The 25,452-nt window shown below is 59.6% G+C and carries 28 protein-coding genes; 13 read left to right on the top strand and 15 right to left on the bottom strand.

Annotation, left to right across the window (positions count from 1 at the left end; genetic code table 11):
* The first annotated feature begins 66 nt into the window (after window positions 1-66).
* Complete coding sequence (locus tag FGZ14_RS14380; RefSeq protein WP_139924924.1) at window positions 67-486, top strand: hypothetical protein; 420 nt, start codon at window positions 67-69, stop codon at window positions 484-486.
* 94 nt (window positions 487-580) lie between these two features.
* Here FGZ14_RS14380 and FGZ14_RS14375 read toward each other — a convergent pair whose 3' ends face one another.
* From FGZ14_RS14375 to FGZ14_RS14365, 3 genes are all read right to left on the bottom strand, one after another.
* Window positions 581-1,240, bottom strand: a complete 660-nt coding sequence (locus tag FGZ14_RS14375; RefSeq protein WP_139924923.1) for a DUF4142 domain-containing protein — start codon at window positions 1,238-1,240, stop codon at window positions 581-583.
* Window positions 1,241-1,310: 70 nt separating this feature from the next.
* On the bottom strand, window positions 1,311-1,553 hold the full coding sequence (locus FGZ14_RS14370; protein ID WP_139924922.1) for a hypothetical protein: 243 nt from the start codon (window positions 1,551-1,553) through the stop codon (window positions 1,311-1,313).
* A gap of 36 nt (window positions 1,554-1,589) precedes the next feature.
* Window positions 1,590-2,168: a DUF4142 domain-containing protein gene (locus tag FGZ14_RS14365; protein ID WP_139924921.1), complete on the bottom strand. Its 579-nt coding sequence runs from the start codon at window positions 2,166-2,168 to the stop codon at window positions 1,590-1,592.
* 171 nt (window positions 2,169-2,339) lie between these two features.
* Here FGZ14_RS14365 and FGZ14_RS14360 point away from each other — a divergent pair, with 171 nt between their 5' ends.
* Complete coding sequence (locus tag FGZ14_RS14360; protein ID WP_139924920.1) at window positions 2,340-3,197, top strand: hypothetical protein; 858 nt, start codon at window positions 2,340-2,342, stop codon at window positions 3,195-3,197.
* Window positions 3,198-3,216: 19 nt separating this feature from the next.
* Here FGZ14_RS14360 and FGZ14_RS14355 read toward each other — a convergent pair whose 3' ends face one another.
* Together FGZ14_RS14355 and queA are read right to left on the bottom strand one after the other, a co-directional pair.
* The gene (locus FGZ14_RS14355) at window positions 3,217-3,951 is read right to left on the bottom strand and encodes a 2-C-methyl-D-erythritol 4-phosphate cytidylyltransferase (protein WP_139924919.1); all 735 of its coding nucleotides are present in this window, start codon (window positions 3,949-3,951) and stop codon (window positions 3,217-3,219) included.
* A gap of 87 nt (window positions 3,952-4,038) precedes the next feature.
* On the bottom strand, window positions 4,039-5,088 hold the full coding sequence (gene queA / locus FGZ14_RS14350; protein WP_139924918.1) for a tRNA preQ1(34) S-adenosylmethionine ribosyltransferase-isomerase QueA: 1,050 nt from the start codon (window positions 5,086-5,088) through the stop codon (window positions 4,039-4,041).
* A 140-nt stretch (window positions 5,089-5,228) separates the two neighbouring features.
* On the opposite strand from queA, the gene FGZ14_RS14345 reads away from it, so the two are divergent.
* The 3 genes from FGZ14_RS14345 (at window position 5,229) to FGZ14_RS14335 (ending at window position 8,994) form a co-directional block, all read left to right on the top strand.
* On the top strand, window positions 5,229-6,491 hold the full coding sequence (locus FGZ14_RS14345; protein ID WP_139924917.1) for an ABC transporter permease: 1,263 nt from the start codon (window positions 5,229-5,231) through the stop codon (window positions 6,489-6,491).
* A 269-nt stretch (window positions 6,492-6,760) separates the two neighbouring features.
* On the top strand, window positions 6,761-7,624 hold the full coding sequence (locus FGZ14_RS14340) for a TIGR00730 family Rossman fold protein (RefSeq protein ID WP_110978833.1): 864 nt from the start codon (window positions 6,761-6,763) through the stop codon (window positions 7,622-7,624).
* 173 nt (window positions 7,625-7,797) lie between these two features.
* A complete protein-coding gene (locus FGZ14_RS14335; protein ID WP_139924916.1) occupies window positions 7,798-8,994 on the top strand; it encodes a lycopene cyclase family protein in 1,197 nt (398 codons plus the stop codon).
* A gap of 175 nt (window positions 8,995-9,169) precedes the next feature.
* Here the strand turns inward: FGZ14_RS14335 and FGZ14_RS14330 are convergent, their stop codons facing one another.
* The 3 genes from FGZ14_RS14330 to FGZ14_RS14320 all read right to left on the bottom strand — a co-directional run bounded on the left by FGZ14_RS14330 (window position 9,170) and on the right by FGZ14_RS14320 (window position 11,674).
* Window positions 9,170-9,916, bottom strand: coding sequence for an ABC transporter ATP-binding protein (locus FGZ14_RS14330; protein ID WP_257883236.1), 747 nt, complete (start codon window positions 9,914-9,916; stop codon window positions 9,170-9,172).
* 87 nt (window positions 9,917-10,003) lie between these two features.
* Complete coding sequence (locus tag FGZ14_RS14325; RefSeq protein ID WP_019948259.1) at window positions 10,004-10,225, bottom strand: DUF2795 domain-containing protein; 222 nt, start codon at window positions 10,223-10,225, stop codon at window positions 10,004-10,006.
* A gap of 141 nt (window positions 10,226-10,366) precedes the next feature.
* Entirely contained in the window at window positions 10,367-11,674 is a 1,308-nt protein-coding gene (locus tag FGZ14_RS14320) for a DUF349 domain-containing protein (RefSeq protein WP_139924915.1), read from the bottom strand.
* 429 nt (window positions 11,675-12,103) lie between these two features.
* On the opposite strand from FGZ14_RS14320, the gene ettA reads away from it, so the two are divergent.
* Both ettA and FGZ14_RS14310 read left to right on the top strand, forming a co-directional pair.
* Window positions 12,104-13,771 (top strand): energy-dependent translational throttle protein EttA, encoded by a 1,668-nt coding sequence (ettA, locus tag FGZ14_RS14315; RefSeq protein WP_139924914.1) that lies wholly within the window; start codon window positions 12,104-12,106, stop codon window positions 13,769-13,771.
* Window positions 13,772-13,899: 128 nt separating this feature from the next.
* Complete coding sequence (locus FGZ14_RS14310; protein ID WP_180754362.1) at window positions 13,900-14,865, top strand: HNH endonuclease; 966 nt, start codon at window positions 13,900-13,902, stop codon at window positions 14,863-14,865.
* A 171-nt stretch (window positions 14,866-15,036) separates the two neighbouring features.
* On the opposite strand, the gene FGZ14_RS14305 is transcribed toward FGZ14_RS14310, so the two are convergent.
* The 4 genes from FGZ14_RS14305 to FGZ14_RS14290 all read right to left on the bottom strand — a co-directional run bounded on the left by FGZ14_RS14305 (window position 15,037) and on the right by FGZ14_RS14290 (window position 16,932).
* The gene (locus tag FGZ14_RS14305; protein WP_139924912.1) at window positions 15,037-15,564 is read right to left on the bottom strand and encodes an inorganic diphosphatase; all 528 of its coding nucleotides are present in this window, start codon (window positions 15,562-15,564) and stop codon (window positions 15,037-15,039) included.
* 166 nt (window positions 15,565-15,730) lie between these two features.
* A complete protein-coding gene (locus tag FGZ14_RS14300) occupies window positions 15,731-15,955 on the bottom strand; it encodes a hypothetical protein (RefSeq protein WP_139924911.1) in 225 nt (74 codons plus the stop codon).
* A gap of 104 nt (window positions 15,956-16,059) precedes the next feature.
* Window positions 16,060-16,458 carry a DoxX family protein gene (locus FGZ14_RS14295; RefSeq protein ID WP_139924910.1) on the bottom strand — a complete coding sequence of 133 codons (399 nt, stop codon included), beginning with the start codon at window positions 16,456-16,458 and terminating at the stop codon, window positions 16,060-16,062.
* A gap of 51 nt (window positions 16,459-16,509) precedes the next feature.
* Window positions 16,510-16,932, bottom strand: coding sequence for a VOC family protein (locus tag FGZ14_RS14290; RefSeq protein WP_139924909.1), 423 nt, complete (start codon window positions 16,930-16,932; stop codon window positions 16,510-16,512).
* 191 nt (window positions 16,933-17,123) lie between these two features.
* Here FGZ14_RS14290 and FGZ14_RS14285 point away from each other — a divergent pair, with 191 nt between their 5' ends.
* On the top strand, window positions 17,124-18,107 hold the full coding sequence (locus FGZ14_RS14285; RefSeq protein ID WP_139924908.1) for a GlxA family transcriptional regulator: 984 nt from the start codon (window positions 17,124-17,126) through the stop codon (window positions 18,105-18,107).
* A 112-nt stretch (window positions 18,108-18,219) separates the two neighbouring features.
* Here the strand turns inward: FGZ14_RS14285 and FGZ14_RS14280 are convergent, their stop codons facing one another.
* Together FGZ14_RS14280 and FGZ14_RS14275 are read right to left on the bottom strand one after the other, a co-directional pair.
* Entirely contained in the window at window positions 18,220-18,606 is a 387-nt protein-coding gene (locus FGZ14_RS14280) for a hypothetical protein (protein WP_139924907.1), read from the bottom strand.
* Between the two features lie 281 nt (window positions 18,607-18,887).
* Window positions 18,888-19,352 (bottom strand): carboxypeptidase-like regulatory domain-containing protein, encoded by a 465-nt coding sequence (locus FGZ14_RS14275; RefSeq protein ID WP_139924906.1) that lies wholly within the window; start codon window positions 19,350-19,352, stop codon window positions 18,888-18,890.
* A gap of 989 nt (window positions 19,353-20,341) precedes the next feature.
* Between FGZ14_RS14275 and FGZ14_RS14270 the strand changes: the two genes are divergently transcribed.
* The 3 genes from FGZ14_RS14270 (at window position 20,342) to FGZ14_RS14260 (ending at window position 22,032) form a co-directional block, all read left to right on the top strand.
* Window positions 20,342-20,899 carry a helix-turn-helix transcriptional regulator gene (locus tag FGZ14_RS14270; protein WP_139924905.1) on the top strand — a complete coding sequence of 186 codons (558 nt, stop codon included), beginning with the start codon at window positions 20,342-20,344 and terminating at the stop codon, window positions 20,897-20,899.
* Window positions 20,900-21,079: 180 nt separating this feature from the next.
* Window positions 21,080-21,508 carry a hypothetical protein gene (locus tag FGZ14_RS14265; RefSeq protein WP_139924904.1) on the top strand — a complete coding sequence of 143 codons (429 nt, stop codon included), beginning with the start codon at window positions 21,080-21,082 and terminating at the stop codon, window positions 21,506-21,508.
* A gap of 122 nt (window positions 21,509-21,630) precedes the next feature.
* Window positions 21,631-22,032: a hypothetical protein gene (locus tag FGZ14_RS14260; RefSeq protein ID WP_139924903.1), complete on the top strand. Its 402-nt coding sequence runs from the start codon at window positions 21,631-21,633 to the stop codon at window positions 22,030-22,032.
* Window positions 22,033-22,050: 18 nt separating this feature from the next.
* On the opposite strand, the gene FGZ14_RS14255 is transcribed toward FGZ14_RS14260, so the two are convergent.
* Window positions 22,051-22,986: an SMP-30/gluconolactonase/LRE family protein gene (locus tag FGZ14_RS14255; protein WP_139924902.1), complete on the bottom strand. Its 936-nt coding sequence runs from the start codon at window positions 22,984-22,986 to the stop codon at window positions 22,051-22,053.
* A gap of 214 nt (window positions 22,987-23,200) precedes the next feature.
* Here FGZ14_RS14255 and FGZ14_RS14250 point away from each other — a divergent pair, with 214 nt between their 5' ends.
* Together FGZ14_RS14250 and FGZ14_RS14245 are read left to right on the top strand one after the other, a co-directional pair.
* Window positions 23,201-24,220: a cation diffusion facilitator family transporter gene (locus FGZ14_RS14250; RefSeq protein WP_139924901.1), complete on the top strand. Its 1,020-nt coding sequence runs from the start codon at window positions 23,201-23,203 to the stop codon at window positions 24,218-24,220.
* Window positions 24,221-24,324: 104 nt separating this feature from the next.
* Window positions 24,325-25,425, top strand: a complete 1,101-nt coding sequence (locus FGZ14_RS14245; RefSeq protein ID WP_139924900.1) for a sensor histidine kinase KdpD — start codon at window positions 24,325-24,327, stop codon at window positions 25,423-25,425.
* Window positions 25,426-25,452: the final 27 nt, after the last annotated feature.

Here is a 25,452-nt window from a genome sequence, read left to right as displayed (position 1 = left end):
TTGCGGGGTTGACTGGGGTAGGAAGCTTTTGCTATTTTAACCGGCTCCCACACCTGTTCCCAGCCTATGAAGCTCTTACTATTCCCGCTGCTGCTGGCAGCTGCTATTGTTACTACCCCTCCCAAACCCGCCAAGGGCACCCGCTGGACCGGAACCATCAGCAATGGCATGAAGGGCGACAAAGTCAGCTTTACCGTGTCGCCGGACGGGAAACGGATATCCGATTTCACGTTTGATGGCTACTGGCGCTGCAGCGGCAAATTGGAGCGCCAGGTAATTGGGCCGGAAGGCGGCTTCGAGATAAAAACCGGCAAACTGAAAGCCGTGGCCGTGGAGCCGCCAGACGGTGGAGCTACGGCCTGGCGCTTTGCCCTGGAGGGCGACTTTACGGCCAGAACTGCCGCCAAAGGCACTTTTCGCATGAATATCAACAACCTCGGCTGCGACACCTATGTGCTGCAGTGGTCGGCCAAGCCCGAGCGGTAGCTGCCAGCCAAGCAGCAACCGGCTTGCCGGAAAATAAAAAGCCGCTGCTAGATCAAGCAGCGGCTTTTTTGCGGGTTCAGAGAAGCCGGCTCGCTTACATATTGGAGCTGGAAGCTCCCATGCCGGAGTGCTGCTTGAACATAGTCAGGTGGGACTGTACCACGGGCAGAGTTTTCGTGATGAAGCCCTGAAGGTCAGCATCCTGCGTCATTTTCTGGTGAGCCACCATGGTGTTCACCGTTTTCTGGTGGTCCATGGTCATTTGCTCCATGTACTTCTGCTCGAACTCCTTGCCCGACAGTTCCTTCATTTGCGCGGCAATAGCCTTGTGCTCAGCGTCCATGTCGGTGGGCAGGGTCACGCCCTTTTTCTGGGCAATGGGCTTCAGGTCAGCCGTGGACTTGGTATGGTCGGTAATCATTTTGTTGGCGTGGTCTTTCGCCATACCCGTTACGCCCTTCTCCAGCGCCATTTTGCTGAGCTGGATTTCGTTTTGGTCGCTGTGGGCCGCCGACATCATGAATTCCGGGTCGGTGGAGTGCGGAGCCGTGGGGCCTTCCGCCGCCATGCCGGTCGAAGAAGTATCAGACGAAGGCATAGTGCTGGACGAGGCCATGGCCGTATCGGAGCCAGCCGCGCCAGCCGCGGAGGTTTCAGTAGCGCCGCCAGCAGCTGCCGACTCGTTGCCCGAGTTACCACAGGCGCCCAGGCCCAGCAGGCCTACGCAGGCCGCAGATAAGAGAATACGTTTCATTGGAAGTGGTTGTGAGAGTGGAAATAGAAAGTAGGTGGTTTTTCGGCCCGCGCCGCGAGTAAAGGCGGCGCTAGCGGTTGGCACCCGTAGAATCGGCCATCATGGCGGCCGAGTCGGCATTGGCCGTCACGGTGGGGCCGGCGTCATTGTCAATAACTACGGCATCGGCCTGCACGCCACCATCGGCGGCCGCTTTATCCATGTCGCTCACGGCTTCGCCGGCGGTGCCATCGGTGCGTTTTTCGGCATTGTTGCAGCCGGCCAGCAGCAGGCCCGCCGCCAGGGTCAGGAAAGGAAGGAATCGGAATTTCATGGTCGTGAAAAAGAAGGAAAAGAAACAGAGGTGGCCTTACGGCTTCAGCTTGTCCTGCAGGGCTTCCCCCGCAGTGTGTTGATCTTTCAGGGCGGGCAACTGGCGGGCCGCCAGCGCCCGGATATCTCCGTCGTAGGCCTCGTCCGCCATATCCTCGTAGGTGTCCACGGCTTTATCCGTGAGGCTGCTAAACAGCTCGGCGTATTTTTTGTCGAAGGCCGGGCCGTTCAGGGCCGTCAGTTCGCCCACCTCCCGGGCCTGGCTTTCGCCTAAGCCGGTGGGTAGGGCCCGGTTTTTCTGCTGGGCCAGGGTTTTCAGCTCCTGCAGCCGGGCTGAAAGCTGCGCAATAGCGTTCTGGGCAATGTATCGGGTATCGGCGGAGGTGGCTTTGCGCTGGGCTATCTGGCTGATTTCGACCAACTCCATCTTCTGACTGGCTACTTCTACCAGAAATTCCGCGTCGCGGAGCTGGCGCTTGGTAATGTTTTCCTCTCCAATGCGCTTCTCGTTCTGGAATCTGGCGCTGAAAACAGGGTCTTTGCTGTTTTCTTCGGCCGAGCAGGCTAGCCCCAGAGGAGCCAGAAGTAGCACATATAATCGAGGGGAAAGGCGCATAAAGTCAACAGATTGGCCCGTGCAGGACGGTTTGCATGGCTATACGCGCATCAGTAGTTCAGGTTGGGATACAGCTTTCAGAAAAAAAGTTCCCATCCTCATTAAACTCTGGCTTTGCCAGCCGTTCCAACCGCCACTTCTATTCCTCACTCTTCTTACTTCCCTCATCCCATGAACACCTCTGTACTGCGCCCCCTGGGGCTGGCCGCCCTGGCCAGCTTGGCCCTGCTCACCGGTGCCTGCACCAAATCAACCGATCCGCAGGCTGCCGCTGACGTGGCCGTGTCGGCGGAAGATCAAAGCCTGGCCGACGAAGAAAATGCAGCTCTTACCGACCTGGTAGAGGCCGGCTCTCCCGCCGATGCGGCCGTAGCGGCCAGCCCCGCCGCCGAACCCACCGACCTGGCCCAGGTGGCCGGTAACTGCTTTACGCGTACCTACGAGGCGTCCACGCGCACCCTCACCCTCGACTTTGGCCCGGTCAACTGCGTGGGGCCCAATGGGGTGGCGCGCCGGGGCAAGGTGGTGGCCGTGTTCAGCGGGCCTTACCGGCAGGCCGGGGCCACTGTCACTATTACCCTGGTAAACTACTACCGCAACGATAATCTGCATACCGGCACCCGCACGCTCACCCATCTGGGCAACGGCTCCTGGAAGCTGCAGGTGCAGAACGCCAGCGTAACCACCGCCGCTGGCACTCACTCCTGGGCTTCGGAGCGCCAGTACACCCGCACGGCCGGCTTCGGTACCCGTACCATCCTCGACGATGAGTACAGCGTGACGGGCCAGGCCAGCGGCACCAACCGCAAGGGCGTCAGCTACACGGCTACCATCGAGCAGCCTCTGGTTAAGAAAATACAGGCCGGTTGTGCCCGCACCTTTGTAGCCGGCACCGTCAAAATCCAGACTTCCCGGGAAAAGGAGTTGCTGCTGAACTACGACCCCACCGGCACCCAGGCCTGCGACAACCTGGCTACCATCACCAGCAACGGTGTCACGCGCACCATTCGGCTGGGTAGGGCGCTGTAACGCCGCCGGTGCTGTTAGGCTACGGCTGCGCGCTGTTGGCCAGAATGGCTTCCGCTAAAAGCAAATCCTCGGGGGTGGTGATTTTCAGGTTGCGGTAGTCGCCGGCTACTAGCTGAATGGGGTGCAGGTCTTCTACCACGCTGGCGTCGTCGGTGAAGGTAGGCAGCTCCGGCAGTTGGTAGGCCCGGCGCAGCAGCCCGATTTCAAAGCACTGGGGCGTCTGGACGAGACGCAGCCTCGACCGGTCCAGGGCATAGGAGCCCTGCTGGCCCAGGCTGCGCACCGAGTCCTTGGGCACTACGGCCGCAATGGCTGCGCCCTGAGCCTGGGCCACCTGGTACGTGGCCTCAATCACGCTGGCGGGCGTGAGTGGGCGCACGCCGTCGTGCACGGCCACTACCCCCTCGGGGCTGCTCAAAGCCGCCAGCCCGTTGCGCACCGAGGCCCAGCGGGTAGCGCCGCCCGCCACAACCGTATGGGGCAGGGTAATGGCATACTCCGTGCAGAGCTGCTGCCAGGTTTCAAACTGATCGGGGGGTAGCACCAGCACCGTTTGCTGCACGCCCAGGGCCGGATCGGCGAAGCGGCGCAGGGTATGCAGCAGCACCGGCTCACCGGCCAGCGGCAGGAACTGCTTGGGGCGGTCGGCGCCCATGCGGGTGCCGCTGCCGCCTGCCACCAGAATGGCAAAGCGCGGCAGCGCGGCGGGTAGCAGGGATGACGAAGCGGAGGTGGTACTGATGGGAGCAGACATACGAAGAGCAGGCCAGGACGCAGAAAAGCCCCAGCACCGCAAGGTACTAGGGCTTTTTTACTCTGGTAGCCAATAAGCTGGTTCAGCTTACAGAATCAGCATGGCGTCGCCGTAGCTGAAGAACTTATACTTCTCCTTGATGGCAAGTTGGTACGCTTCAATCAGCAGCTCGTGGCCGGCAAAGGCCGAGGCCATCATCATCAGCGTGCTTTCCGGAGTGTGGAAGTTGGTGAGCAGCGCGTTGGAGATTTTGAAATCGTAGGGAGGGAAGATGAACTTATCGGTCCAGCCCTCGGTGGGCTTCAGGCGAGAGTGGGCCGAAACCGACGACTCCATGGCGCGCATAGAGGTAGTACCTACGGCGCACACGCGCTTCTTGGTGTCCAGGGCCCGGTTCACTACTACTGCCGAATCAGCAGGAACAATGAAGTTCTCGGAGTCCATCTTGTGTTTGGTGAGGTCTTCCACGTCCACGGGGCGGAAAGTGCCCAAGCCTACGTGCAGGGTTACCGGAACTACATCTACCCCTTTGATTTCCAGGCGCTTCATTACCTCGCGGGTGAAGTGCAGGCCAGCCGAAGGGGCGGCTACGGCACCGGTGTGCTTGGCGTAAATCGTTTGGTAACGCTCCTTGTCGGCAGCCTCCGTTTCGCGGGAAATAAATTCCTTCGGAATCGGGGTTTCGCCCAGGTCGTGCAGGGCCTTGTAGAACTCCTCGTCGGAACCATCAAACAGGAACTTGATGGTACGGCCGCGCGAAGTGGTGTTGTCAATTACCTCGGCCACCATGTCCGACTCGCCGAAGTAGAGCTTGTTGCCTACCCGGATTTTGCGGGCGGGGTCCACGAGTACGTCCCAGAGGTGAATTTCCTTGTTCAGCTCGCGAAGCAGAAATACTTCAATCTGGGCGCCGGTTTTCTCCTTGTTGCCATACAGACGGGCCGGAAATACCTTGGTATCGTTGACCACGAATACGTCGCCCTCGTTGAAATACTCAATAATATCCTTGAACACGCGGTGCTCAATCTTGCCACTGTCGCGGTGCAGCACCATCAGGCGCGACTCGTCGCGGTTTTTGGCGGGGTGCTGTGCCAGCAGGCTTTCGGGCAAGTCAAATTTGAACTCAGACAGTTTCATGGGCCGGACAGGGCAATAGGAGGGGAACCTAAGAAAAAAATCGAACCGCAAAAGTACGCATCGGCTTCGAATAAATCGTTATTTTTCGCCCGAAATCTGCTTATTGCCCCTGCTACGTCCATGGCCGAACCCCTTCCCGCATGAAAGCGCTGCGTCTGACCCTGGAAAGTTTCCGTTTCGCGTGGCAAGCCCTGAAAGCCAACCTTCTCCGCACCATTCTGTCCTTGCTGGGCGTGACGGTGGGCATCTTTGCCATTATTGCTGTTTTCACCGTCGTTGACTCATTGGAGGCCAACGTGCGCCAGAGCATGAGCTTCGTGGGCGACAAGGTGATTTACGTGATGAAAATGCCCTGGACCTTCGACCAGCCGGACTACCCCTGGTGGAAATACTTCGGGCGGCCTGTGCCCACAGTGCGTGAGTACAATGACCTGCGCAAGAGCCTGAGCGACAACAACCGGGGCGTGGCCGTGTTTGCCAGCGCTGGCGGTAACACCCTGCGGGCCGGCAACAACAGCATGGAAAGCATTGCCCTGCAGGGTGTAAGCTACGATTTCCGGAAAGTTTCCGACCTGCCCATTGCCGAGGGGCGCTACTTCACTCAGCGCGAGGTAGAGTCGGCGCGCAACGTGGCCATCATCGGAGCGGATATTGCCTCCAACCTGTTCCCGAACAGCACAGCCATAGGGCGCGAGTTCAAGGCCAAGGGGCAGCGCTTCACGGTAATTGGGGTAGTGCAGAAGGAAGGCAAGAAGCTGATTGACACGCCCAGCAACGACAACAACGTGGTTATTCCCTTCGGGGCCTTCACCAAGATATTTACCCTGAGCACGGGCAACGGCTTTGGCATTACACCTACCATTGCCGTGAAGGGTAGGGAGGAAGACGAAGGCCTGCTGGACCTGGAGTCGGAAATGCGCGGGCTCATGCGCAATATCCGCAGCCTGCGCCCGCGGGAGGAAGACAACTTCGCCCTGAACCGCCCCGAAATGTTTGCCAACCTCATCGGAAAGCTGTTTTCTATTATTGGGGTGGCCGGGGCAATTATCGGGTCGTTTGCCATGCTGGTGGGCGGCTTCGGCATTGCCAACATCATGTTCGTATCGGTGAAGGAGCGCACCAACATCATCGGGATTCAGAAGTCGTTGGGGGCCAAGAATTACTTCGTGCTGTTCCAGTTCCTGTTCGAGGCCGTGTTCCTGTGCCTGCTGGGCGGCGCCGCCGGTATTTTCCTGGTGTGGCTGATTACGCTGATTCCGCAGGAAACCCTACCCCTGCTCTTGTCCTGGAGCAACATCTCCCTGGGGCTCACCGTGTCGGTGGTAATTGGGGTGCTGGCCGGTATCATTCCTGCCGTGCTGGCCGCCAACCTCGACCCCGTTATTGCCATTCGGGCGAAGTAAAGGAAGGAGGTGATGGGGGTGAATCGTGACAGGTGACAAGTGAATAGTCAGCACGTCACGATTCACCCCCATCACCTCATCACTTCTTAACTTGATGTTAACAAATTGTTAACTTGCCAGCCGCTACCTTGGGTCGCCCTTTCTTCCGTAGGGGCGGCTTTCTTTTTGCCCTTTTCTTCATTTTTTACCCGGGCCCGGATTCATTCCCACCTCGGTCGGCGGCCTGTGGTTAGCCGGCTATCCGTGCCCAATTTTTAGCGTAGCTTGTTATGTCGAAGCTCAAAAAAACCAGTAGAACCAAAGCAGCCGACCAGGTATTGAACGCCGGTAGCGGCCAGACCATCGTTCAGCCCAACGTCAACGACAATAAGGTTAAGACCATCAGCGACATCCGGGAGCAGACCCACGGCGAGCGGACCGTGCAGCTTGACGACGAGCAGCGCATCCGCAAGGCCTTCGTGGACAAGGACTGGAACGAAATCAAGATTGCAGACTCCTGGCAGATCTTCAAGGTGATGGCCGAGTTCGTGGAGGGCTTCGAGAAGATGACCAAGATCGGGCCCTGCGTGTCCATCTTCGGCTCGGCCCGTACCAAGCCCGACAACCCCTACTACCAAATGGCCGAAGAAATTGCGGCTAAGCTGGTGCGCCACGGCTACGGCGTAATTACGGGTGGTGGTCCCGGCATTATGGAGGCCGGCAACAAAGGCGCCCATAAGGAGGGCGGCAAGTCGGTGGGCCTGAACATTGAGCTGCCCTTCGAGCAGTTCCACAACGCCTACATCGACCCCGATAAGGTGATTAACTTCGACTACTTCTTCGTGCGGAAGGTGATGTTCGTGAAGTACGCCCAGGGCTTCATTGGCATGCCCGGCGGCTTCGGCACCCTCGATGAGCTGTTCGAGGCCATTACCCTGATTCAGACCAAGAAAATTGGCCGTTTCCCCATTGTACTGGTGGGCACGCGCTACTGGCAGGGTATGTTCGACTGGATTCAGCAGGTAATGCTGGAAGATGAGCACAACATCTCGCCCGAAGACATGAACCTGGTGCAGCTGGTGGACGACGCAGAATCGGCGGTGAAAATCATCGACGACTTCTACAGCAAATACCTGCTCTCGCCCAACTTCTAAGCACGGGTCCGAGTGGATTTCTTGGATTGCATGGATGCGGACGGCGTCTGATCCGGCAGCCAGAGTTCCTGCTAAGCCATTGATGAAGGCCGCTCCTCCGGGAAGCGGCCTTTTTCGTGTTCCTTTGTTTACTAACTGCGGCCTAGTTACCCGCAAGCTCATTTTCTGTTGCTATGGTGCCTGAGAAACCTGTTCCACCAACCGAGTACGATTACCTGATAGTAGGAGGTGGGGCGGCAGGGCTAAGCTTGGCATACCACATCAGTCAGGAGCCGGCCCTGGCCTCCAAACGGGTGCTGGTGCTGGAGCCGGAAGCCAAAACGCAGAACGACCGAACCTGGTCGTTCTGGGCCGATGAGCCCTTGTTGTTTGACGGCATTGTAGCGCACGAGTGGGAGCAGCTGGCTTTCCGCAGCCCTCAGTTCGAGCGGGTGTTTTCGCTGCGGCGCCATCGGTACAAGATGATTCGGGGCCTGGATTTTTACCAGTTCGTGCACGCGGCCCTGGCCCGGAGCCCCCAGGTTACTTGCCTGCAAGCCAGCGTAACCGACCTTGCGGAGGTGGAGGGGGTAGGAGTGCGGTCCACAACCGCTGCCGGCGAGTTTACCGCCCGCTACGCCTTCGACAGCCGGCCCCCGGAGCTTAACGAGGCCCGGCAACCCCGGAAGCACCGCTACCTGCTCCAGCACTTCGTAGGCTGGGAAGTGGAGACGGATGAGGATGCTTTCGACCCCGCCACCGTGGAGTTTATGGACTTCCGGGGCGCACAGCACCACGAGGCCCGCTTTATTTATGTGCTACCCTTCAGTCGGCGTAAAGCCTTGGTAGAGTACACGCTGTTTTCGGCCGAGGTGCTGCCTAAAGCAGAGTACGAAGCGGAAATCCGGCGCTACCTGCACGAGCAGCTGGGGGTAGGAACGTTCCGGATTGAGGCTGAGGAGGTAGGAGCCATTCCGATGACGGACCACCCGCTGGCCGCCCGCGCTGGCAACCACATCATCAATCTGGGTACCCGCGCCGGGCGGGCCAAGCCCAGCACGGGCTACGCCTTCAAGCGCATCCAGGCCCACTCGGCCCGGCTGGTGGCGGGGCTGGCTGCTACCGGTCATCCCCCGCAAGATTTAACCGGCGACCAGTGGCAGTTCCACCTGTTCGATACGCTCCTGCTGGACATTATGCAGCGCCAGGGCGAACGAACGCGCGACATTTTTACGGAGCTGTTCCAGCGTAACCCCGTAGAGCGCATCTTCGACTTTCTGGACGAGCGCACCAGCTGGAAAGAAAACTTCCAGATTATGAACTCCGTGACGCCGTGGCCCTTCCTGCGCTCCATCGGCCACGTCGTGCGCGGCCGGCCTGGGGCGAGGTGAAATGGTGCGTTGTCATGGCGAGGCACGAAGCCATCCGTCCTGACCACCGTGCTACCCCCTCCTGATGTGACAAGCCCTTGCCTCCGTGCTGGAAGTAAGGGCTCGTCTGTTTAGCAGGCTTTGAGCAAATGAAAGGACAGATGGCTTCGTGCCTCGCCATAACGCGTCACCCATCTCACCGCCTTACTGCCAGGCTTTCTTCGCTTTCCAGGTATTCGCGGGCAGCCCGGATGGTTTCCGGGGTTAGGGGCTGTAGGGTGGGGGTAGGGGCAGAAAGGTTGAGGAGGTAACCGGAGGGTAGGGCCGCCAGGTTGTCGAGGTCGTGGGTGATGCAGAGGATGGTTTTCTGCTGCTCTCTGACCCAGGAGTACAGCAGGTCGAAAACACGACGGCGGTAGTACACGTCGAGCTGCTGGGTGGGCTCGTCGAGGAGGTAAAGGCGGGCATCCTGCAGACTCAGCTGGGCCAGCCACACCAGCTGCTGCTCCCCGCCCGAGAGCACCGTGAAATCCTGGTCAGCCAAGTGAGAAGCCCCCACGCGGGCCAGGGCCGCATCGGCCAGGGCGTAGTCCTGCGTTTGATAAGCGCCCAGGAAGCGGTGGTGGCGAAAGCGGCCCATTACGACCAGCTCCCGCACCGGAATCGAAAACTCTACACTACCCCGCTGGGGCAAGTGGGCTAGCAGGCCGCTGGCCGCCGGCCGGCGCAGGGTGTGCAGTTCCTGGCCCAGTACCTGCACCGAGCCCTGGTAGGGCAGCTGCCCCGTCAGGGCCCGGAAGAGGGTAGTTTTACCGCAGCCATTGTGCCCCGCAATAGCCACAAAGGCTGGCTCCGGCACCATAAAACACAAATTGCGGAGCAGGACGCGCTGTCCATACCCCGCAATCAGGTTATCAATCTTTAGAACTGAGATGTCAGACATAAGAACCTAGACCTTTTTCGTAGAGGATTCAACCGCTAGAAAGCAAGAACGTAGTCTGAGTTCTAAGCTCTGATAATCTTAATTCTACTAATACTCGTCTTCGTTGAACATGAAGTCTTCCTTGGTCGGGTAGTCCGGCCATACTTCCTCAATGTTCTCGTAGGGCTGACCGTCGTCTTCCAGAGCCTGCAGGTTTTCTACTACCTCCATCGGGGCACCCGAGCGGATAGAGTAATCAATGAGCTCATCCTTGGTGGCGGGCCAGGGTGCATCTTCCAGGTACGAAGCAAGTTCCAGAGTCCAGTACATAGTCGTGTGTGCTACTAAAAAAAGTGGTCGAAAGGTGAGTTTATGTCAGCAAAAATCTGACCGTTAGTTGAGGCATGACACCATTACCGGTTCAGGGTTGCGTTTCGCTGACGACAACGTAAAATACTGACTAAAGTTGGGCTAACCCGTGACGCGCTGCTGAAACATAGCAATCAGCTCATTCTTGGTTCGGATTTTCCGCTCAAAGGCCCGGATTTTGCCCTGCAGCATGGTCCGGAAGGCCTCGTTGCCCGGCGAATCGTTGAGCTTGCCCAGGTTTTCTTCCAGCACTTCCTGCTCCTGCTTGTCGGATTTGATAAAGTCGCGCAGGGCCAGAATGCGCGCGTTGGCCTGGTCGCGGGGCGAAGAAGCATCGGGGCCGGCGGGCTGGCGCTTGCGGATGTAGTGCTCCAGGGCGCTCATCTCAAACACTTTGTCGCAGGCCAGAATAAACTGCTCCCACACCCGGTCGGACTCTTCGCCGCGCACGGGGCCTACCTTTTTCCAGGCTGCCTGCAGCTCCTTGGCGCGGGCCACGGCCTGCGACATGGGCTGGTTGAGCAGAGCTTGAGCTTCGGCCACCAGGGCGCGCTTGCGGCTGAGGTTGTCCTCGCCCCCGCCTGCCGCGGCCGGCTCCTGGCGCTTGCTTTCGATGTGCACCTTCAGGCGCTCAAAGAAGTGGTTGTGCGCCGCCCGGAACCGCGTCCAGAGGTCGTTGGCCTGCTTGCGGGGTAGGGTGCCGTCAATTTCCTTCCACTCTTGCTGCAGCTGCTTGAGCTTGCGGGTGGTTTCCTCAAACTCGGTAGAGTTCTGCAGGGCTTCGGACTTATGAATCAGCTCCTTGTACCGATCATACACCCGGTTGGTCATGGCTTTTTTCTCAGCCAGAAATTCCTTCTTACGGGCGAAGAAAGCATCAACAGCGGCCTGAAAGCGGGTTTCCAGCTCGTCGGTGAGGTGCTTTTCTACGGGGCCGGTCTTGATCCAGCCTTGGCGCAGGTCCTTCAGCTTTTCGCTACCTCCCTGCCAGTCGATGGTATCGTGCAGGGATTCCGCTTCCTGAATCAGGCTGATTTTAGTGGCCAGGTTCTTTTCGCGGTTGCGGTTGATGGTAACCTTAATCGATTCTTCGGCCTCGGTGAGGCGGCGGTGCAGGCTCTCAAAGTCGCCGAGGGCATCGTAGGTGGCTACCTGCTCTTTGAGGTGCAGGGCCTTCATCAGAAACGAGCCTTTGTTGTCCGACTCCTCAATCTTCTGGAGCAGGTCTTCTACCTTGGTACGGAAGAGGTTGAAGCGTTGAGCGAAATAAATCAGGGAAGCATCAGCGGATTCCTTCACCTGCCCAACCTGACGGGCGGGCAGATCTAATAAGGGGCGAAGCCACACCTGGTCGCCCTCGATGTAGCCATAACGGCGGGCTTCGGCCAGCAAGTGGTCTTGTTGTTCCATAATCAGATAGCGGGGGAGCGAATAGGTGGAGAGGTCGGGGGTTTAGGCCAAAAAGCTGTACAAGTTTACAAGTTGTCGGGTAATTCCGCCCCCTGGCCCCGGCGGCGGAATGTTTGCGTGGGCTGCCTACCTTTGGCATTCCGGCTGCCAACGCAGAGGTTTGCAGTCGGGCCGGGGTGGTAGCTCCTTGCCGGGAGAAGCTACGAACGGACAGCGAGTGTGGTTATTACGCGTGAAAAGCAGAAAGCAGCCGGGCCCTTCTCCGGACCCTGCTGCCGATACGGCCCGCTGCCGTATGAGGGCGCAAAATAGAAACCTCCGCTGAACTCGCAAGCTACCCCGCTGGCGTCCTCACGGCCCAAGTAACCGCTCTGCCTCAGTATGTACGGGCTTCGGCCCACTTGATTCTGCACTTTCCTAACTCTACTTATGAGCGACCAACCCACCATTATTTTCTCCATGGCGGGGGTAAGCAAGATCTTCCCTCCCCAGAAGCAGGTTCTTAAAAACATCTACCTCTCGTTTTTCTACGGGGCCAAAATCGGCGTACTGGGCCTCAACGGCTCGGGTAAGTCTTCCTTGCTGAAGATTATTGCCGGGGTAGATAAGCAGATTCAGGGCGACGTGGTATGGTCGCCGGGCTACTCGGTGGGCTACCTGGAGCAGGAGCCCCAGCTCGACCCCACCAAAACGGTGCTGGAAGTAGTCCAGGAAGGCACCGCCGAAACGGTAGCCCTGCTGAAGGAATTCGATGAAATTAATGAGGCTTTTGGAGCCGAGGACGCCGACTTCGACAAGCTGCTGGAGCGCCAGGGCACCGTGCAGGAGCGCCTCGACCAGCTCGACGCCTGGAACCTCGACAGCAAGCTGGAGCGTGCTATGGACGCCCTGCGCACGCCCCCGGCCGACGCCATCATCGGCAACCTCTCAGGTGGCGAAAAGCGCCGCGTGGCCTTGTGCCGCCTGCTCCTGCAAGAGCCCGACGTGCTGCTGCTCGACGAACCCACCAACCACCTGGATGCCGAAAGCGTGCTGTGGCTGGAGCAGCACCTGCAGCAGTACAAAGGCACCGTAATTGCCGTAACCCACGACCGGTACTTCCTTGATAACGTGGCCGGCTGGATTCTGGAGCTGGACCGTGGCGAGGGTATTCCATGGAAAGGCAACTATAGCTCGTGGCTGGAGCAGAAAGCTTCGCGCCTGGCCCAGGAAGAGAAAACCGAGAGCAAGCGCCAGAAAACCTTGCAGCGCGAGCTGGAGTGGGTGCGTATGGCCCCGAAAGCCCGCCAGGCCAAGAGCAAGGCCCGCCTCGCCGGCTACGACAAGCTGGTGAACGAGGACTCCCGCGAGAAGGAGCAGAAGCTGGAGTTGTTCATCCCGGACGGTCCGCGCCTGGGCGCCCAGGTAATTGAGGCCGAAGGGCTGACCAAAGCCTTCGGCGACAAGCTCCTGTTCGAGAATCTGTCGTTCAACCTGCCCCAGGGCGGCATCGTGGGCATCATCGGTCCGAACGGCGCCGGTAAAACCACCCTGTTCCGCCTCATCACCGACCAGGTGCAGCCCGATGCCGGTACGTTCGTGGTGGGCCCTACCGTGCAGACTGCCTACGTGGATCAGCAGCACGATACCCTGGACCCCAACAAGTCGGTGTTCGAAACTATTTCGGGCGGCACGGAAACCATGCTGCTGGCCGGCCGGCAGGTGAACTCCCGCGCCTTCGTGAGCAACTTCAACTTCCGCGGCGGTGACCAGGAAAAGAAAGTAGGCAGCCTGTCGGGCGGTGAGCGGAACCGCGTGCACCTGGCTACTACCCTCAAGCAGGGCGCCAACCTGCTCCTGCTCGACGAACCGACCAACGACCTGGACGTGAATGCCATCCGGGCCCTGGAAGACGCACTGGAGAACTTCGCCGGTTGCGCCGTTATCATCAGCCACGACCGGTGGTTCCTCGACCGCCTCGCTACCCACATCCTGGCCTTCGAGGGCGACTCGCAGGTAGTGTGGTTTGAAGGCAACTTCTCTGACTACGAAGAAGCCAAGCGCAAGCGCCTCGGCGACGTAGAGCCCAAGCGGGTTCGGTACCGGAGCCTGGGGTAGCATTTGATCAAAAGCAATGCCTTTTAGCGCAGAAAATCCCCGCCTGTTTGCAGGTGGGGATTTTTTTGATGCTTATTGCTTCCGCTTCTGTCTTGGCATCAAACGGACAATTTGCACCTAGGTCAACCGTGCCGAAATCTATATCTGATATCTACCTCCACCGCTTTACCCACCTGCGGGTGGCGCGCAGCCGCCAGCACGGCGAGGCTCCTTACAAGCCCGCTCTGCTGCTGGCTGTGCTCGATGGCATTGAAGACGGTAGCATTCAGGATAACCACATCTACATTACCCCAGAGCTGCTGGCCGCCTTCCGCAGCCTCTGTCGTGACCTAAGCACCTCGGCGCTATTTCGGGCCAACGACTTTTCCTTGCCCTTCTACCACCTCACTGGCGACGGATTCTGGCACCTACGCACCCTGCCTGGTATGGAGATGGTACTGACGGCTTCACGCCCCGTGAAAAGCCTGCGGAGTCTGCGCGAAACCGTGGAGTATGCTACCCTTGATGCCGAACTGTGGGCGCTGCTGCAGGAGCCGGTGGCACGCGAGGAGCTGCGCCAGGCCCTGCTGCACCGCTACTTTCCACAGACGCGCTTCCGGTACCAGCCCCGCGCCGGCACCGAGGCCGTGCAGCAGCTTCGGCGGCAGATGCTGGAGGAGCCAGTGGCCTCTTACGGTCTTCGGGCTACCCCCGCCGATGAGCTGGACGCGGCCGTGCGAAGCGGGATGTTCAAGCGTGTAGTGCTGGAAGCTTATGACCATACCTGCGCCATATCGGGCCTGAAGCTGGTCAGCACGAACACGGCGGCGCTGAATCCGCTGCTGGATGCCTGCCACGTTGTTCCCTGGGCCCTTACCCACGACGATACCATTGGCAACGGCTTGGCGCTGTGTCCCAACCTGCACCGGGCCTTTGATCGGCACCTCTTCTGGATAGATGAGGACTACACTGTGCGGTGCAGCACGGGCTTCGCCGAAGCGGCCGGGGCCGCCTACGGCATCCGGCAGTTTGAAGGCCAACGCCTGCTACTGCCCACAGAACAGGCGTGGTGGCCACGGCCGGAAAATCTGCGCGCGAAGCGGGAAGCTTGCTGAGGTAGAAGGGGGTAGCAAAGTAGAGTTAGTGATTACCGGGTAAAAATGACCGTCATGTCGAGCTTGCCGAGACATCTCGCGTGCTGACGTTGCAACGGTAATCATACGTCAGCACGCGAGATGTCTCGGCAAGCTCGACATGACAAGTGGGTAGGTTTCGGTAGGTACTATTTACACCAGTGCCTGACCCAGCAGCGCGTGGGCCTTTTTGGCGCCTACCCGGTGCAGGACTTTTATCTCGCCGCCTTTCACGGAGTTGTAGGAACTAAAGAAGTGCTCTATTTCGTGGAGCATTTCCCGCGAGAGGTCCGTGATTTCGTGGAGGCCTTTGTGCTGGCGCGAGTTGGCGGCCACGGCCAGTAGCCGGTCGTTGCGGACGCGGGAGCCGTCGTCTTCCAGCTGTTCAATTTCCAGGGCGCCAATGAGGCGGGCTTCTACCACGCAGCCGGCAAAGGTGGGCGCATCCAGCAGCAGAAGCACATCGAGCGGGTCTCCGTCCTCGGCTTTGGTAGAGGGGATAAAGCCGAAATCGTAGGGGAAGCTGTGGCCTTCGGGCAGCACGCCTTTCAGCATGAATACGTCCAACTCGGGCTCGTAGGCCACTTTGTTTCGTTCGCCCTTGGGCGTTTCTACTACTACGTGCACATGGGTGCGGGAATGGGCCGCGTGGGCCGGCAACTTATCGAGGGGAGTAGGCATGAGCGGAGGGCAAGATTCATCCGGTTTACGGCCCAGGGGAGGGGTAGCGTTATAGTCGGGGTTAAGGGAGCCCGGGCAAAAGCCAGAGCTGGCAGGCTCCTGGTAAGCCGGTTTGGCATCAGGAACCCAGCTTACCACAAGCCATTCGCTTACATGCTGCACCAACTTATGCGTCCTCGGGCAGTACCTCGGCCTGGAAGCCGGCTTCCTGAAGTAGCTGAATCAGGCCGCTGGGATGCACCGAGCCACGGGTGTTTTCTACGCGCAGAATCCGGTCGCAGTTCTCCAGGTCGAAGCTGGCCCGGTAGGTCTGGAAGGTGGCATGAATCCGGGTGAGGAGCCGCCGGGCGTGGCGCCGGCCCCGCACATTGGTCTTGAACACTTCTACCATGACATACCAAAGCTGGTTGGCAAGCAGCCGGGGCCGCGCCGGTAGCCACGGCCCCGGCTTACCTGGAGTTTTACCAAGTAACAGGGGGTAGGAAGCCCTGCCAATCAGGCGAGGCTGGGAGTGGCCGGAACCGCCCCGGAAGCGGTGGCCCGGTGGCGGTTTAGCTGGTAGGAGGCCGCAATCAGCAGGAAGCCCACCCCGATGGGCAGCCACACGATGGCCGGCTCGTCCACCGAAATCAGCGAGTACATAGCTCCGCTCAAATCAAACACGAAGCCGGCGTAGGCCCATTCGCGCAGGCGCGGAAAGCCGGGTACCAGCAGGGCCGCTACCCCCAGTAGCTTGGCAACGCCCAGAAAAGGCAGCAGGTAGGCCGGATAGCCCAAGTGCCGGAAGGCCTCCACAGACGCGGTATCCATCAGCGCGTTTGAAACGCCCGACAGTAGCATCAGGGCCGCCAGCAGGCCGGTGGAAAGCCAGTAGAATACGGTTGTCTTTTTCATGGCGGGAAAGAAGCTAGGTACTGGTTGAGACGAATGGCAGGGGTAGCAGCGCTAGTGCTGGGGCTGCTTGTCGTAGTTCAACATCCAGTCAATGCCAAACTGGTCGGTGAACATGCCGAAGGTGGCGCCCCAGAACGTATCCTGCAGGGGCATGGTCACGGTGCCGCCCACGGAGAGCTGGGCAAATAGCCGCTGAATCTCCTCCAGACTCTGGCAGTTGATAGACAAGGAAACCATGTCGCCCTTGGCTACGGCCCCCATCCCAGAGTCAGAAGCCATTAGCACAAGGTCGGGCTTGGTTAGGGAGGAGTGCAGCACGTTCTGGAGGACGTCGGGGGCTACATGCTCGGCGGCCGGAGTGCCCTCAAACAGCTGCACCATCAGCTCGCCGCCCAGGCACTGCTGGTAGAAGCTCATTGCCTGGCGGCAGTTGCCATTAAACGTCAGGTAGGGAGTGAGGCAGGGAGTGTTCATGACAAAAAGCGAAGAAAAAGGTGAAAAAGAAGAGACAATATCGTCGGAGATATATGCTAACAAGTGTAGTAAAGATGTTATCTTTATTCTGCCGACGCCAACAAAATTAGCAAGGCTGCCCAGGCTTTAGCAGGGCCGATTCCGACTAATTCCGGGTTGATTGCGACATCTTACTTTTTCGCTTTGCTGTCATGAAACACATATCCATTCTGGTGCCTCAGGGCGCTATTTTGGGGAGCATAGAAGGGCCCCGGCTAGTGTTTTCGGAAGTAAATGCTCTGCTGCGGCGCATGGGCAAGCCGGCTTTGTTTGTCATTCAGCTGGTGGGTCTGAGCCAGGCCACGGCCGTGTGCGGCGGCCGCTACACCATAGCTCCCGATGCCTTGCTGCCCGAGGTTACTGAAACCGACCTGGTGATTATTCCGGCGGTGGATGGCAGCCTAACTGAGGCCCTGGAAAATAACCGGGAGTTGCTCCCCTGGATTGTGGAGCGGTACAGGGGTGGAGCCGAGGTAGCAAGTTTGTGTTTGGGGGCTTTTCTGCTGGCCGCTACGGGCCTGATAACCGGGCGGCAGTGCACCACTCATTGGGCCGCCGCCCCCAAATTCCGCCGCATGTTTCCGGCGGTAGAGCTGCTGGAGGACCGGCTGATTACCGACGAGCACGGCATTTACTCCAGCGGCGGGGCCTTTTCCTACCTCAACCTGGTGCTTTACCTGATTGAGAAATACGTGAACCGGGAGATGGCCGTGTTCTGCGCCAAAGTATTCCAGATAGATATGGAGCGGGTCAGCCAGTCGGCCTTTGTGGTGTTCAACGGCCAGAAAGAGCACGAAGACGAGCCCATCAAAAAGGCCCAGGCCTATATCGAAACCAACTACCGCGAGAAAATAAGCGTGGATCAGCTGGCTTCTATGCTGGCCCTGGGGCGGCGCAACCTGGAGCGCCGGTTTAAGAAGGCTACCTCCAATTCGGTAGTCGAGTACATTCAGCGGGTGAAGATGGAAGCGGCCAAAAACAGCCTGGAATCTTCGCGCGACAACGTCACGGAGGTAATGTACAACGTGGGCTATACCGACCCCAAAGCCTTCCGCCTCACCTTCAAGCGAATCACGGGCCTGTCGCCGAAGCAGTATCGGAGCAAGTACCAGCGTGAGGCAGCCGTACCAGCCTAAGGCCAGAGCTTACCTATCTGCTCCGTGCGCGAAGCGCACTACTTTACATGCAAAAGCCTCCGCACGCTGCGTGCAGAGGCTTTTGCATTACCGGTTGGGGTAGAGGGAGGCGTTAATCGGCGTTATTCGCATCGTCGATGGTGCCACCGTCATTGGCGGCGCTGGGGGCCGCGTTGCCGGTACCGTAGTCTGAGCGGTCGGCGGTGGTGTTCTTGGTCTGGTTTTTCCGCTCGTTGTCGGAGCCGCCGCCGGTGTTGTTGGATTCAGCGTTGGGCTCGTCGCCGCGGTGGCTGCTGCCTTTCGCGTCGCGGGTGGGCTGGCCGCCGTCGTTGCCGTGGTTGCCGCCGTGCCGGCCACTGGTGTCATTAGGCTTGTCGGTAGTTTGGGTGGCGGCGCCTTGCTGCTGCCCGGCCAGGCCGTGGGCGTTTTCGGGGCGGGGCGCGTCGGTGCCGTCGTTGGCGGCCTGGGCCTGGGTGCGGTTATGCTCGTTCTGGCTCATGGGGTAGGATGCTTAGCAGAATACAATGGAAAGAATATTCTATACGCTCTGAGAGTGTGGTAGTTGGCTCAGGCCAAGTATTTATACCCCACCCAGCATAGGCCGCCCCGCCTAACCCACCTCAGGCTGCTGGCAGATACCTTACCGGGCCGCAACCGTGCAACACAACAGGGAAAAAACCAGTAGCGCAACAACAATCACCCGCAGGGGCAACTGTTGTTGCGCTACTGACCAGGCCAAATTTAGGCCCGGAGTTTCTGAGGGTGCAGGGAGCCGCCGGCTTACTGCCGGTAAGCCTGACCGAAACGCACGATTTGGCCGGCGCGCTTGCCCGTGCGCTTAATGCGCGTACCCTCGGCAAGCTCCAGGCCTACCGCCTGATTGTCGCAGGTAGTCAGCGGAACGTTGCGGTCAACGTAGCCCGCTGCCGCAACGTGCAGCACCTGGCCGCGGTACACCGGCTCCTGAATGATGTAGCGACCTTCGGAGTTGGTAATGTAGGGCGAGCGGCCCCCCACTATAGTAACCGTAGCCCCAATCAGGGGTTGGCCTTCCTCGGTGAGGACCTGGCCGGTAAATTTCCCATTGCATTCCAGGCGAACAGGCGCGGCAGCTGCCGGAGCCGGGGCGGCTAACGCAAGGCGCTCAGAAGCCGGCTGGGCAGCCGGGCCGGCGGTTTGGGCTGCTGCTACCAATGGGAAGCCTAACAGAACAGAAAACGAAGCAAGTAGTAAGAAACGACACATATAGGGTGGGATGGTAGTGTTTGAACCAAGGCGTTGTCTAAACGAATTAGCGTAAGGATAGTTAGAATTATATAGACTATTTACAGAAAAATTAAATTTATAATGAATAATATTCTATCAAGCCTCCGTATTGGCAACTACGCTCAATAAGCCCTCTGCTCATCCCTTGTCCCCTGACAATTCTTGAAGCGGTTTGAAGGACGGTGTAGAGACGCCTAATTGCGTCTCCTTGTTGAACGACCACATCCACGCTGCGCGGACAATGAGACGCAACTATGCGTTTCTACACTGCTCTTGAAATCACTGCTATAAGCGGCTTGAAATCAGGATGGGTCCGGGCGCCCACGGCAGACAGCAGTTGACCTGCTGCCGCTCAACTTGCCCGGGTTACTGGCAACTTGCCAGGGTAGAAGCCAGACCCCGAGGCCTGATCAAACTTGCCCTCCGTCTCTTCACCGGGCAGAAACGGCTGTTGAGTGGTAATGGCGGCGCATTGGGCTAGTATCGCAGCGCGGCGGCTTAGGGCCGGCTTACCTTTGACTCAATAATAAAGCAGCGCGCGTAGGGTTTATGGAAAGGAAGGCTCGCACCGCGAAGTGTTGACCACCGACAAAAGGAGTAGGGTGGATGAATGATATTTGTCGGTCAACGCGACGGAAAAAGCCGCTGCCTCAGGCAGCGGCTTTTTTATTTGCCCCTGCGCGTCGCTCCTACCCGCCCCAAGCCCGCAACCCCTGGGCAGATCTAAGCCAGGCGGCCCAAGCAGCTCCCGTCATTTACAGCAACAGTGCCCAACCCGAAGCAGGTCGGCAAGGCAATAAGGATAGGCTATGCCCGGACTAGAAAACGAGTTGCGGGTTGAGTAACAGCGGATTATATTCTGTTGTGTCAGTTTTTTAAATAGCTGAATAGATGACACAACTTAGTGTCGTTCAGCTTGCTTTCTGAAAAAGTTGACACAAACCGGTGGCTCTTGCGTTAAGCTCTGCATGGCTACCCCAGCAACTCCCCAGCTTTTGCAGGCCCTGCGGGCCCGCTACGGCTTATCACAGGCGCAATTAGCGGAATATCTGTCGGTTTCCCGCGCCCAGGTGTCTATGGCCGAGCAGGGCCGGCGCACGTTATCGGCGGCGCTGTGGGCCCGGCTGCAGCCGTTGGTGGCGGTGCTGGAAAACCCGGCCGCCGCGACTGGGGCCCAGCCCGAGGGCATTGATGCCGCGGGCCGCGAGGCCTTGCAGCGCCGCCTGCGCGAGTGCACCCAGGAAGCGGCCGAGCTGCGGCAGGAACTAGGCCAGCTGCGTGCCCGAGCAGTTCAGTACCAGGCCGTGCTCCGCGAGCTGCTACCCCTGCTGCTGCCTCTAACTGAAGCGGCCGGCGCGGACCCGGCCCGGGCCTGGCTGCTGGCGCGGCAAAGCGAAGCGGCGGCGGAACTGCACCGCAGCGGCGCGGCAGCGCAGATGCTGCTGGAGCTTCGCATTGAGGCCCTGGACTACGAAGCGGCACAGGCGGCCCTGCGCCTGGCCCGGGCCACCAACCTGATGGGGTAAGCCTACTGGCTGTATGAATAAGAAAAGGTGCCGTTCAACTTTCGAGTGAGGTTGCGAGGCGGGGGAAGGTTAGGCCGTTAGGCCACCGGGCCGGCACTTGTTTTCTTTCCAATGACGGGGTGGTTGTAGCACGTAGGGCTATGCCGTATCTTACTTGCTCCGCACCGCATTTGCCGCCCTATGCCGCCCGAACCCTCTACCGCCTGCCTCGATGTAAGCTACCGTCCCGATCTGGCCGTGTTTATCGTCCGGTGGCTGCGGCAGCCCTCCGCCGAGGAATTGCAGGCTGGCTACCTAACGGCCCTGAAGGCGGCGGAAGGGCCGGGCTGTCGTTTTTGGCTGATAGATGGGCGTCGGCGCACCGATGCTAACCAGAGAGGTACCGGCTGGATGATGGAAACGTTTTTTCCGCTGATGGTTGCCCGGCTGGGCAGCCCGATCTTCATGGCCTACCTCTTTATGCCCAGCCACCTGGCCGATCTGGAAGCCGACGCCTCGGTGCCGCCCCTTTCCTACTTCGATGACCGGCCCTACCACGTTCGGCGCTTCACCGATGAGCAGTCGGCTATGGCGTGGCTGGCCGAATGCCGCCGGGTAAGCAGCCAGTAGCCGAATGCCGGGCTTTCAATTATATTTAGGAAAGCAGCCGAAGTGCCCGTAACCCCAAAGCGGAGCCGAACTCCGGCCGTGTACAGCGCCGCCCCAATAATTCCGCCCGCTTCCCAGCCCGCATGCACATTCACCCTATTGTTGAATCCCCTGGTATTGTAATTGGCTATGACTCAGACAACCACTGGCTTTATGTAGATTGGCGGGGCGAGCATGACCAGGAATCGTCGCAGGCGTCCTGCCTGCTCATGCTGGAGGCCCTGCGCGGCCAGTCCTGCCACAAAATCCTGAATGATAACTCCAGCATAACCCGCACCAGCGTGCAGTTGAGCCTGTGGGGCGCGTGGTGGCTGGAGGAAATGATGCGGGCCGGCCTGCAGTACATTGCCTGGGTGTACCCGCGGAATTTTGAGGCCCGGCAAGCTTCGGAAGGCGTACTGCAAGCCATTCAGCAGCCGGTAGTCGTTACGTTTGATGATGTAGCTTCGGCCTACCTCTGGCTGCAGCAGCAGCACCCGCGCTAACACTGGCGCCGGCGGCCGCTACCGGGCACCGGTCACGCGCATAGGCAGGGTATAAATGCCTTCCGAAGCCGTAATAAACAGCATGTCGCGGCGCGGTCCGGCAAAACAGACATTGCCGGTCCACTCCTCCGGAATGGCAATGTGCTCTATCAGCTCCCCGGCCGCATTGTACACCCGCACCCCCTTGCCCGTCAGATACACGTTGCCCTCGCTGTCCAGGGTCATGCCATCGGAGCCCTGGGCCACGAACAGCTGGCGGTTGATCAGCTGGCCCTGGGGGCCAATTTGATAGCGGTAGGTTTTGTTGGCCTCAATATCGGCTACGTACAGGGTTTTGCCATCAGGAGTGCCAATGATGCCGTTGGGCTTCTGCAGCTGGTCGTCGGCTACCACGGGTTGCGGCTGGCCTTTGGGGAGGTAGTACAGCTTCTGGCCGCCCAGGCCGGCATCGGGGGCCGTGCGGGTCCAGTAGTCGCGCTGGTAGTAAGGGTCGGTGAAGTAAATGCCTTCCGTAGCCGGGTGAAACCAGAGGTCGTTGGGGCCGTTGAGGCGGTGGCCCTGCACGTCGCGCAGCAGTACCGTAGCCTTGCCCTGGGTGTCAATGGACCACAGCTGGTTTTCCTCGTCGGCGCAGGCCAGCAGGTTACCGTGGGCATCGAAGTACAAGCCGTTGGCGCGGCCGGCCTTGTCCAGAAAAACCGACAGCTTGCCGTCGGTGCCGTATTTCCAGATTTTGTTGTTGGGCTGATCGGTGAAAAACACGTTGCCGGCCTTGTCCGCGGCCGGGCCTTCCGTGAACTTGAACTGCCGGGCTACCAGCCGGGGCGTACTGCCCGGAGCACTGACGGCACCCCGCAAGGCTCCCTGCGCCTGGGCAGGGCGGGAAAACAGCAGAAAAGCGGCGGTCCCAGCGGCGCCAAACAGGGTTAGGTACAAAACGGAACGATACTTCATGCCAGAATAGAAATAAGGACAGACCAAAGGAAGCCAACGAAAGCGAAATGGGCTACCCCTCTGGTACGTGGGAATAGTCGGAAATGGCTATTGGGCAGCTGCACGGTAGCAGACGCAGCCCACGCCGAAGCGGGCCGGTAGGGTAGCCATAGCCTCTCGCCGGCCCGTAATAGGCCTGTATTCCTGCTTCCTCCGCTTTCTAATCTGCTGACCCGTGCGCCCTGCTTCCTCTGCTCCCGCTGCCGCGCCCGCCGCGCCCGCCGCGCCGCCTTCTTCCAAAGTGGCTATTGTGGCGGCGCTGGCAGCCAACCTGGCTATTGCCGTTATCAAGTTTGTGGCGGCCGCCTTCACCGGCAGCTCGGCTATGGTAGCCGAAGGTATCCACTCCCTGGTTGATACGGCCAATGAGTGGCTGCTGCTGCTGGGGCTGCACCGCAGCCAGCGGCCGGCGTCGGAGAAGCGGCCCTTTGGCTACGGCAAGGAGTTGTATTTCTGGTCATTTATCGTGGCCATCTGCATTTTTGCCATTGGGGGCGGCATTTCCATGTACGAGGGCATCGAGCACCTGCGCCATCCGGTGCCGCCCGGCGAGCCCACCTGGAACTACGTGGTGCTGGGCGTGGCCTTTCTTTTCGATGGGGCTTCGTTTCTGGTGGCCCGGCGCACGTTCAACGCCCAGCGGGGGCGCCGCCGCTTCTGGGCCGCCTTCCGGGGTAGCAAAGATCCGTCGGTGTTTGTGGTCCTGTTCGAGGATGCCGCCGATTTGCTGGGGCTGCTGGTAGCGTTTCTGGGCGTGTTCCTGGGCCACCAGCTCCAGAATCCCTACCTCGATGGGGTAGCCTCAGTGCTCATTGGCCTGATGCTGGTGGTAGTGGCGGGGCTATTGCTGCGCGAAAACAAAAGCCTGCTGCTGGGTGAGCCGGCCGAAGCCGAGCTGCTGGAAAACATATGCCACCTGGTTCAGGCCGATGCCGCGGTGGTAAGCACCGCCGCGCCCCTGTCGTCTTACCTCAGCCCCCACGATATTCTGCTGGTGCTGCAGGTAGAGTTTCAGCCTCACTTGCTGGCCCCCGAGCTGAGCGCGGCCATCAGCAGGCTGCAGGCGATGGTGCAGGCCCGGTACCCCGATATTGGGCATCTGTTTATTCAGCCGATGGGCCCGCCGCAGCACCATAAGCCGGCCGCAACGGGGTCCGGTGGCCGGGCTTCGGCACTCCTGGGTGGGGTAGGCTGATAGCGCCGCCCAGCCCAAAAGCAGCCCGACGGTAGCAGGGAAGTGAGCGGGTGAACGTCTGGGCGGTGCCTGCGTATGTTACACTACCGTCACCACCGCTGGCTATGCTCGATTTTGCTTCTCTGTTTCGTCCGCTGGCTGAGCGCAGCCAGCTGCTGTATTTCGTGTACCATGTGGAGGCCAGAGAGGTAGTGTACGTGAGTGCAGCCTACGATACGATAGTGCAGCACCCCCGCGAAACCGTGAACCAGGACCTGCCCGCCCTGCTGGCCCGCCTGCACCCCGACGACCAGACCTACGCTGCCGCCCGGCTCACGCACCTGCTGCAAGGCAAGTTTGTGGAAGATGTGGAGCTGCGCCTGATGCCCTCTCCCGGGCGTGCGGGGCGGCCTCAGTGGCTGTGCTTTACGGTCGGGCGGGTAGAGCAGGCTCCGGGCCAGACCTACCTGAGCGGCACCGTGCAGGACATCACGCAAACCCGCGAGTACATTGATAACGCCGACCGCTTCAATAAAAAGAAAAACACTACCCTCGAGATTCTCTCGCATGACCTGGCTGGGCCCTTCATCATGATCAAGCAGGTAGCGGGCTACCTGGGTGAGCGGATTGAAAGCCTGCAGGACGCCCAGCTCTCGGAGTTGCTCCAGTCCGTGCAGACCACCTGCCAGGACAGCGTCAACCTGATCCGGGACTTCGTGGATAACGAGTTTATGGAGTCGTCGAGCGTGCGGGTGAAGCTGGAGCGGGTAAACCTAAGCCCATCGTTGCACGAGATAGTGCAGGAGCTGCAAAAATCGGAGGGGGGGCTGGGCAAGCATTTTTCCTTTACCGGCCCCGCTGCCTGCTACCTCCACCTCGACCACAACAAGTTTATGCAGGTAGTCAACAACCTGCTCAGCAACTCCATCAAGTTCACCCCCGACAGCGGCCACATTCAGGTGGCGCTTCAGGACCTGGGCCACGAAGTGCTGATAACTATAAAGGACACCGGCATCGGCATTCCGCAGCAAATGCAGCCTGTTCTGTTCGAGCGGTTCACGCCGGCCCGCCGGCCCGGTTTGCGGGGCGAGAAAACCACCGGCCTGGGCATGTCCATTATCAAAGCCATCGTGGAGCTGCACCGGGGGCGCATCTGGTTTGAAAGCGCCGAGGACGATGGCACCACCTTTTTCATTGCCCTACCCCGCCTCGAGCCGGAAAAGTAAGGCAGCGCCTGTGCCGGGCTCCAGCCG

It is taken from the genome of Hymenobacter sp. DG01, assembly GCF_006352025.1.
Classification (GTDB): domain Bacteria; phylum Bacteroidota; class Bacteroidia; order Cytophagales; family Hymenobacteraceae; genus Hymenobacter.
Note: the sequence above shows the minus strand (reverse complement) of the source record. Positions and strands in the feature narration are given on the sequence as shown.

Coding starts and splice junctions, on each gene's coding strand:
- FGZ14_RS14380 (WP_139924924.1), top strand. CDS start 67: ATGAAGCTCTTACTATTCCCGCTGCTGCTGGCAGCTGCTATTGTTACT.
- FGZ14_RS14375 (WP_139924923.1), bottom strand. CDS start 1,240: ATGAAACGTATTCTCTTATCTGCGGCCTGCGTAGGCCTGCTGGGCCTG.
- FGZ14_RS14370 (WP_139924922.1), bottom strand. CDS start 1,553: ATGAAATTCCGATTCCTTCCTTTCCTGACCCTGGCGGCGGGCCTGCTG.
- FGZ14_RS14365 (WP_139924921.1), bottom strand. CDS start 2,168: ATGCGCCTTTCCCCTCGATTATATGTGCTACTTCTGGCTCCTCTGGGG.
- FGZ14_RS14360 (WP_139924920.1), top strand. CDS start 2,340: ATGAACACCTCTGTACTGCGCCCCCTGGGGCTGGCCGCCCTGGCCAGC.
- FGZ14_RS14355 (WP_139924919.1), bottom strand. CDS start 3,951: ATGTCTGCTCCCATCAGTACCACCTCCGCTTCGTCATCCCTGCTACCC.
- queA (WP_139924918.1), bottom strand. CDS start 5,088: ATGAAACTGTCTGAGTTCAAATTTGACTTGCCCGAAAGCCTGCTGGCA.
- FGZ14_RS14345 (WP_139924917.1), top strand. CDS start 5,229: ATGAAAGCGCTGCGTCTGACCCTGGAAAGTTTCCGTTTCGCGTGGCAA.
- FGZ14_RS14340 (WP_110978833.1), top strand. CDS start 6,761: ATGTCGAAGCTCAAAAAAACCAGTAGAACCAAAGCAGCCGACCAGGTA.
- FGZ14_RS14335 (WP_139924916.1), top strand. CDS start 7,798: ATGGTGCCTGAGAAACCTGTTCCACCAACCGAGTACGATTACCTGATA.
- FGZ14_RS14330 (WP_257883236.1), bottom strand. CDS start 9,916: ATGTCTGACATCTCAGTTCTAAAGATTGATAACCTGATTGCGGGGTAT.
- FGZ14_RS14325 (WP_019948259.1), bottom strand. CDS start 10,225: ATGTACTGGACTCTGGAACTTGCTTCGTACCTGGAAGATGCACCCTGG.
- FGZ14_RS14320 (WP_139924915.1), bottom strand. CDS start 11,674: ATGGAACAACAAGACCACTTGCTGGCCGAAGCCCGCCGTTATGGCTAC.
- ettA (WP_139924914.1), top strand. CDS start 12,104: ATGAGCGACCAACCCACCATTATTTTCTCCATGGCGGGGGTAAGCAAG.
- FGZ14_RS14305 (WP_139924912.1), bottom strand. CDS start 15,564: ATGCCTACTCCCCTCGATAAGTTGCCGGCCCACGCGGCCCATTCCCGC.
- FGZ14_RS14300 (WP_139924911.1), bottom strand. CDS start 15,955: ATGGTAGAAGTGTTCAAGACCAATGTGCGGGGCCGGCGCCACGCCCGG.
- FGZ14_RS14295 (WP_139924910.1), bottom strand. CDS start 16,458: ATGAAAAAGACAACCGTATTCTACTGGCTTTCCACCGGCCTGCTGGCG.
- FGZ14_RS14290 (WP_139924909.1), bottom strand. CDS start 16,932: ATGAACACTCCCTGCCTCACTCCCTACCTGACGTTTAATGGCAACTGC.
- FGZ14_RS14285 (WP_139924908.1), top strand. CDS start 17,124: ATGAAACACATATCCATTCTGGTGCCTCAGGGCGCTATTTTGGGGAGC.
- FGZ14_RS14280 (WP_139924907.1), bottom strand. CDS start 18,606: ATGAGCCAGAACGAGCATAACCGCACCCAGGCCCAGGCCGCCAACGAC.
- FGZ14_RS14275 (WP_139924906.1), bottom strand. CDS start 19,352: ATGTGTCGTTTCTTACTACTTGCTTCGTTTTCTGTTCTGTTAGGCTTC.
- FGZ14_RS14270 (WP_139924905.1), top strand. CDS start 20,342: ATGGCTACCCCAGCAACTCCCCAGCTTTTGCAGGCCCTGCGGGCCCGC.
- FGZ14_RS14265 (WP_139924904.1), top strand. CDS start 21,080: ATGCCGCCCGAACCCTCTACCGCCTGCCTCGATGTAAGCTACCGTCCC.
- FGZ14_RS14260 (WP_139924903.1), top strand. CDS start 21,631: ATGCACATTCACCCTATTGTTGAATCCCCTGGTATTGTAATTGGCTAT.
- FGZ14_RS14255 (WP_139924902.1), bottom strand. CDS start 22,986: ATGAAGTATCGTTCCGTTTTGTACCTAACCCTGTTTGGCGCCGCTGGG.
- FGZ14_RS14245 (WP_139924900.1), top strand. CDS start 24,325: ATGCTCGATTTTGCTTCTCTGTTTCGTCCGCTGGCTGAGCGCAGCCAG.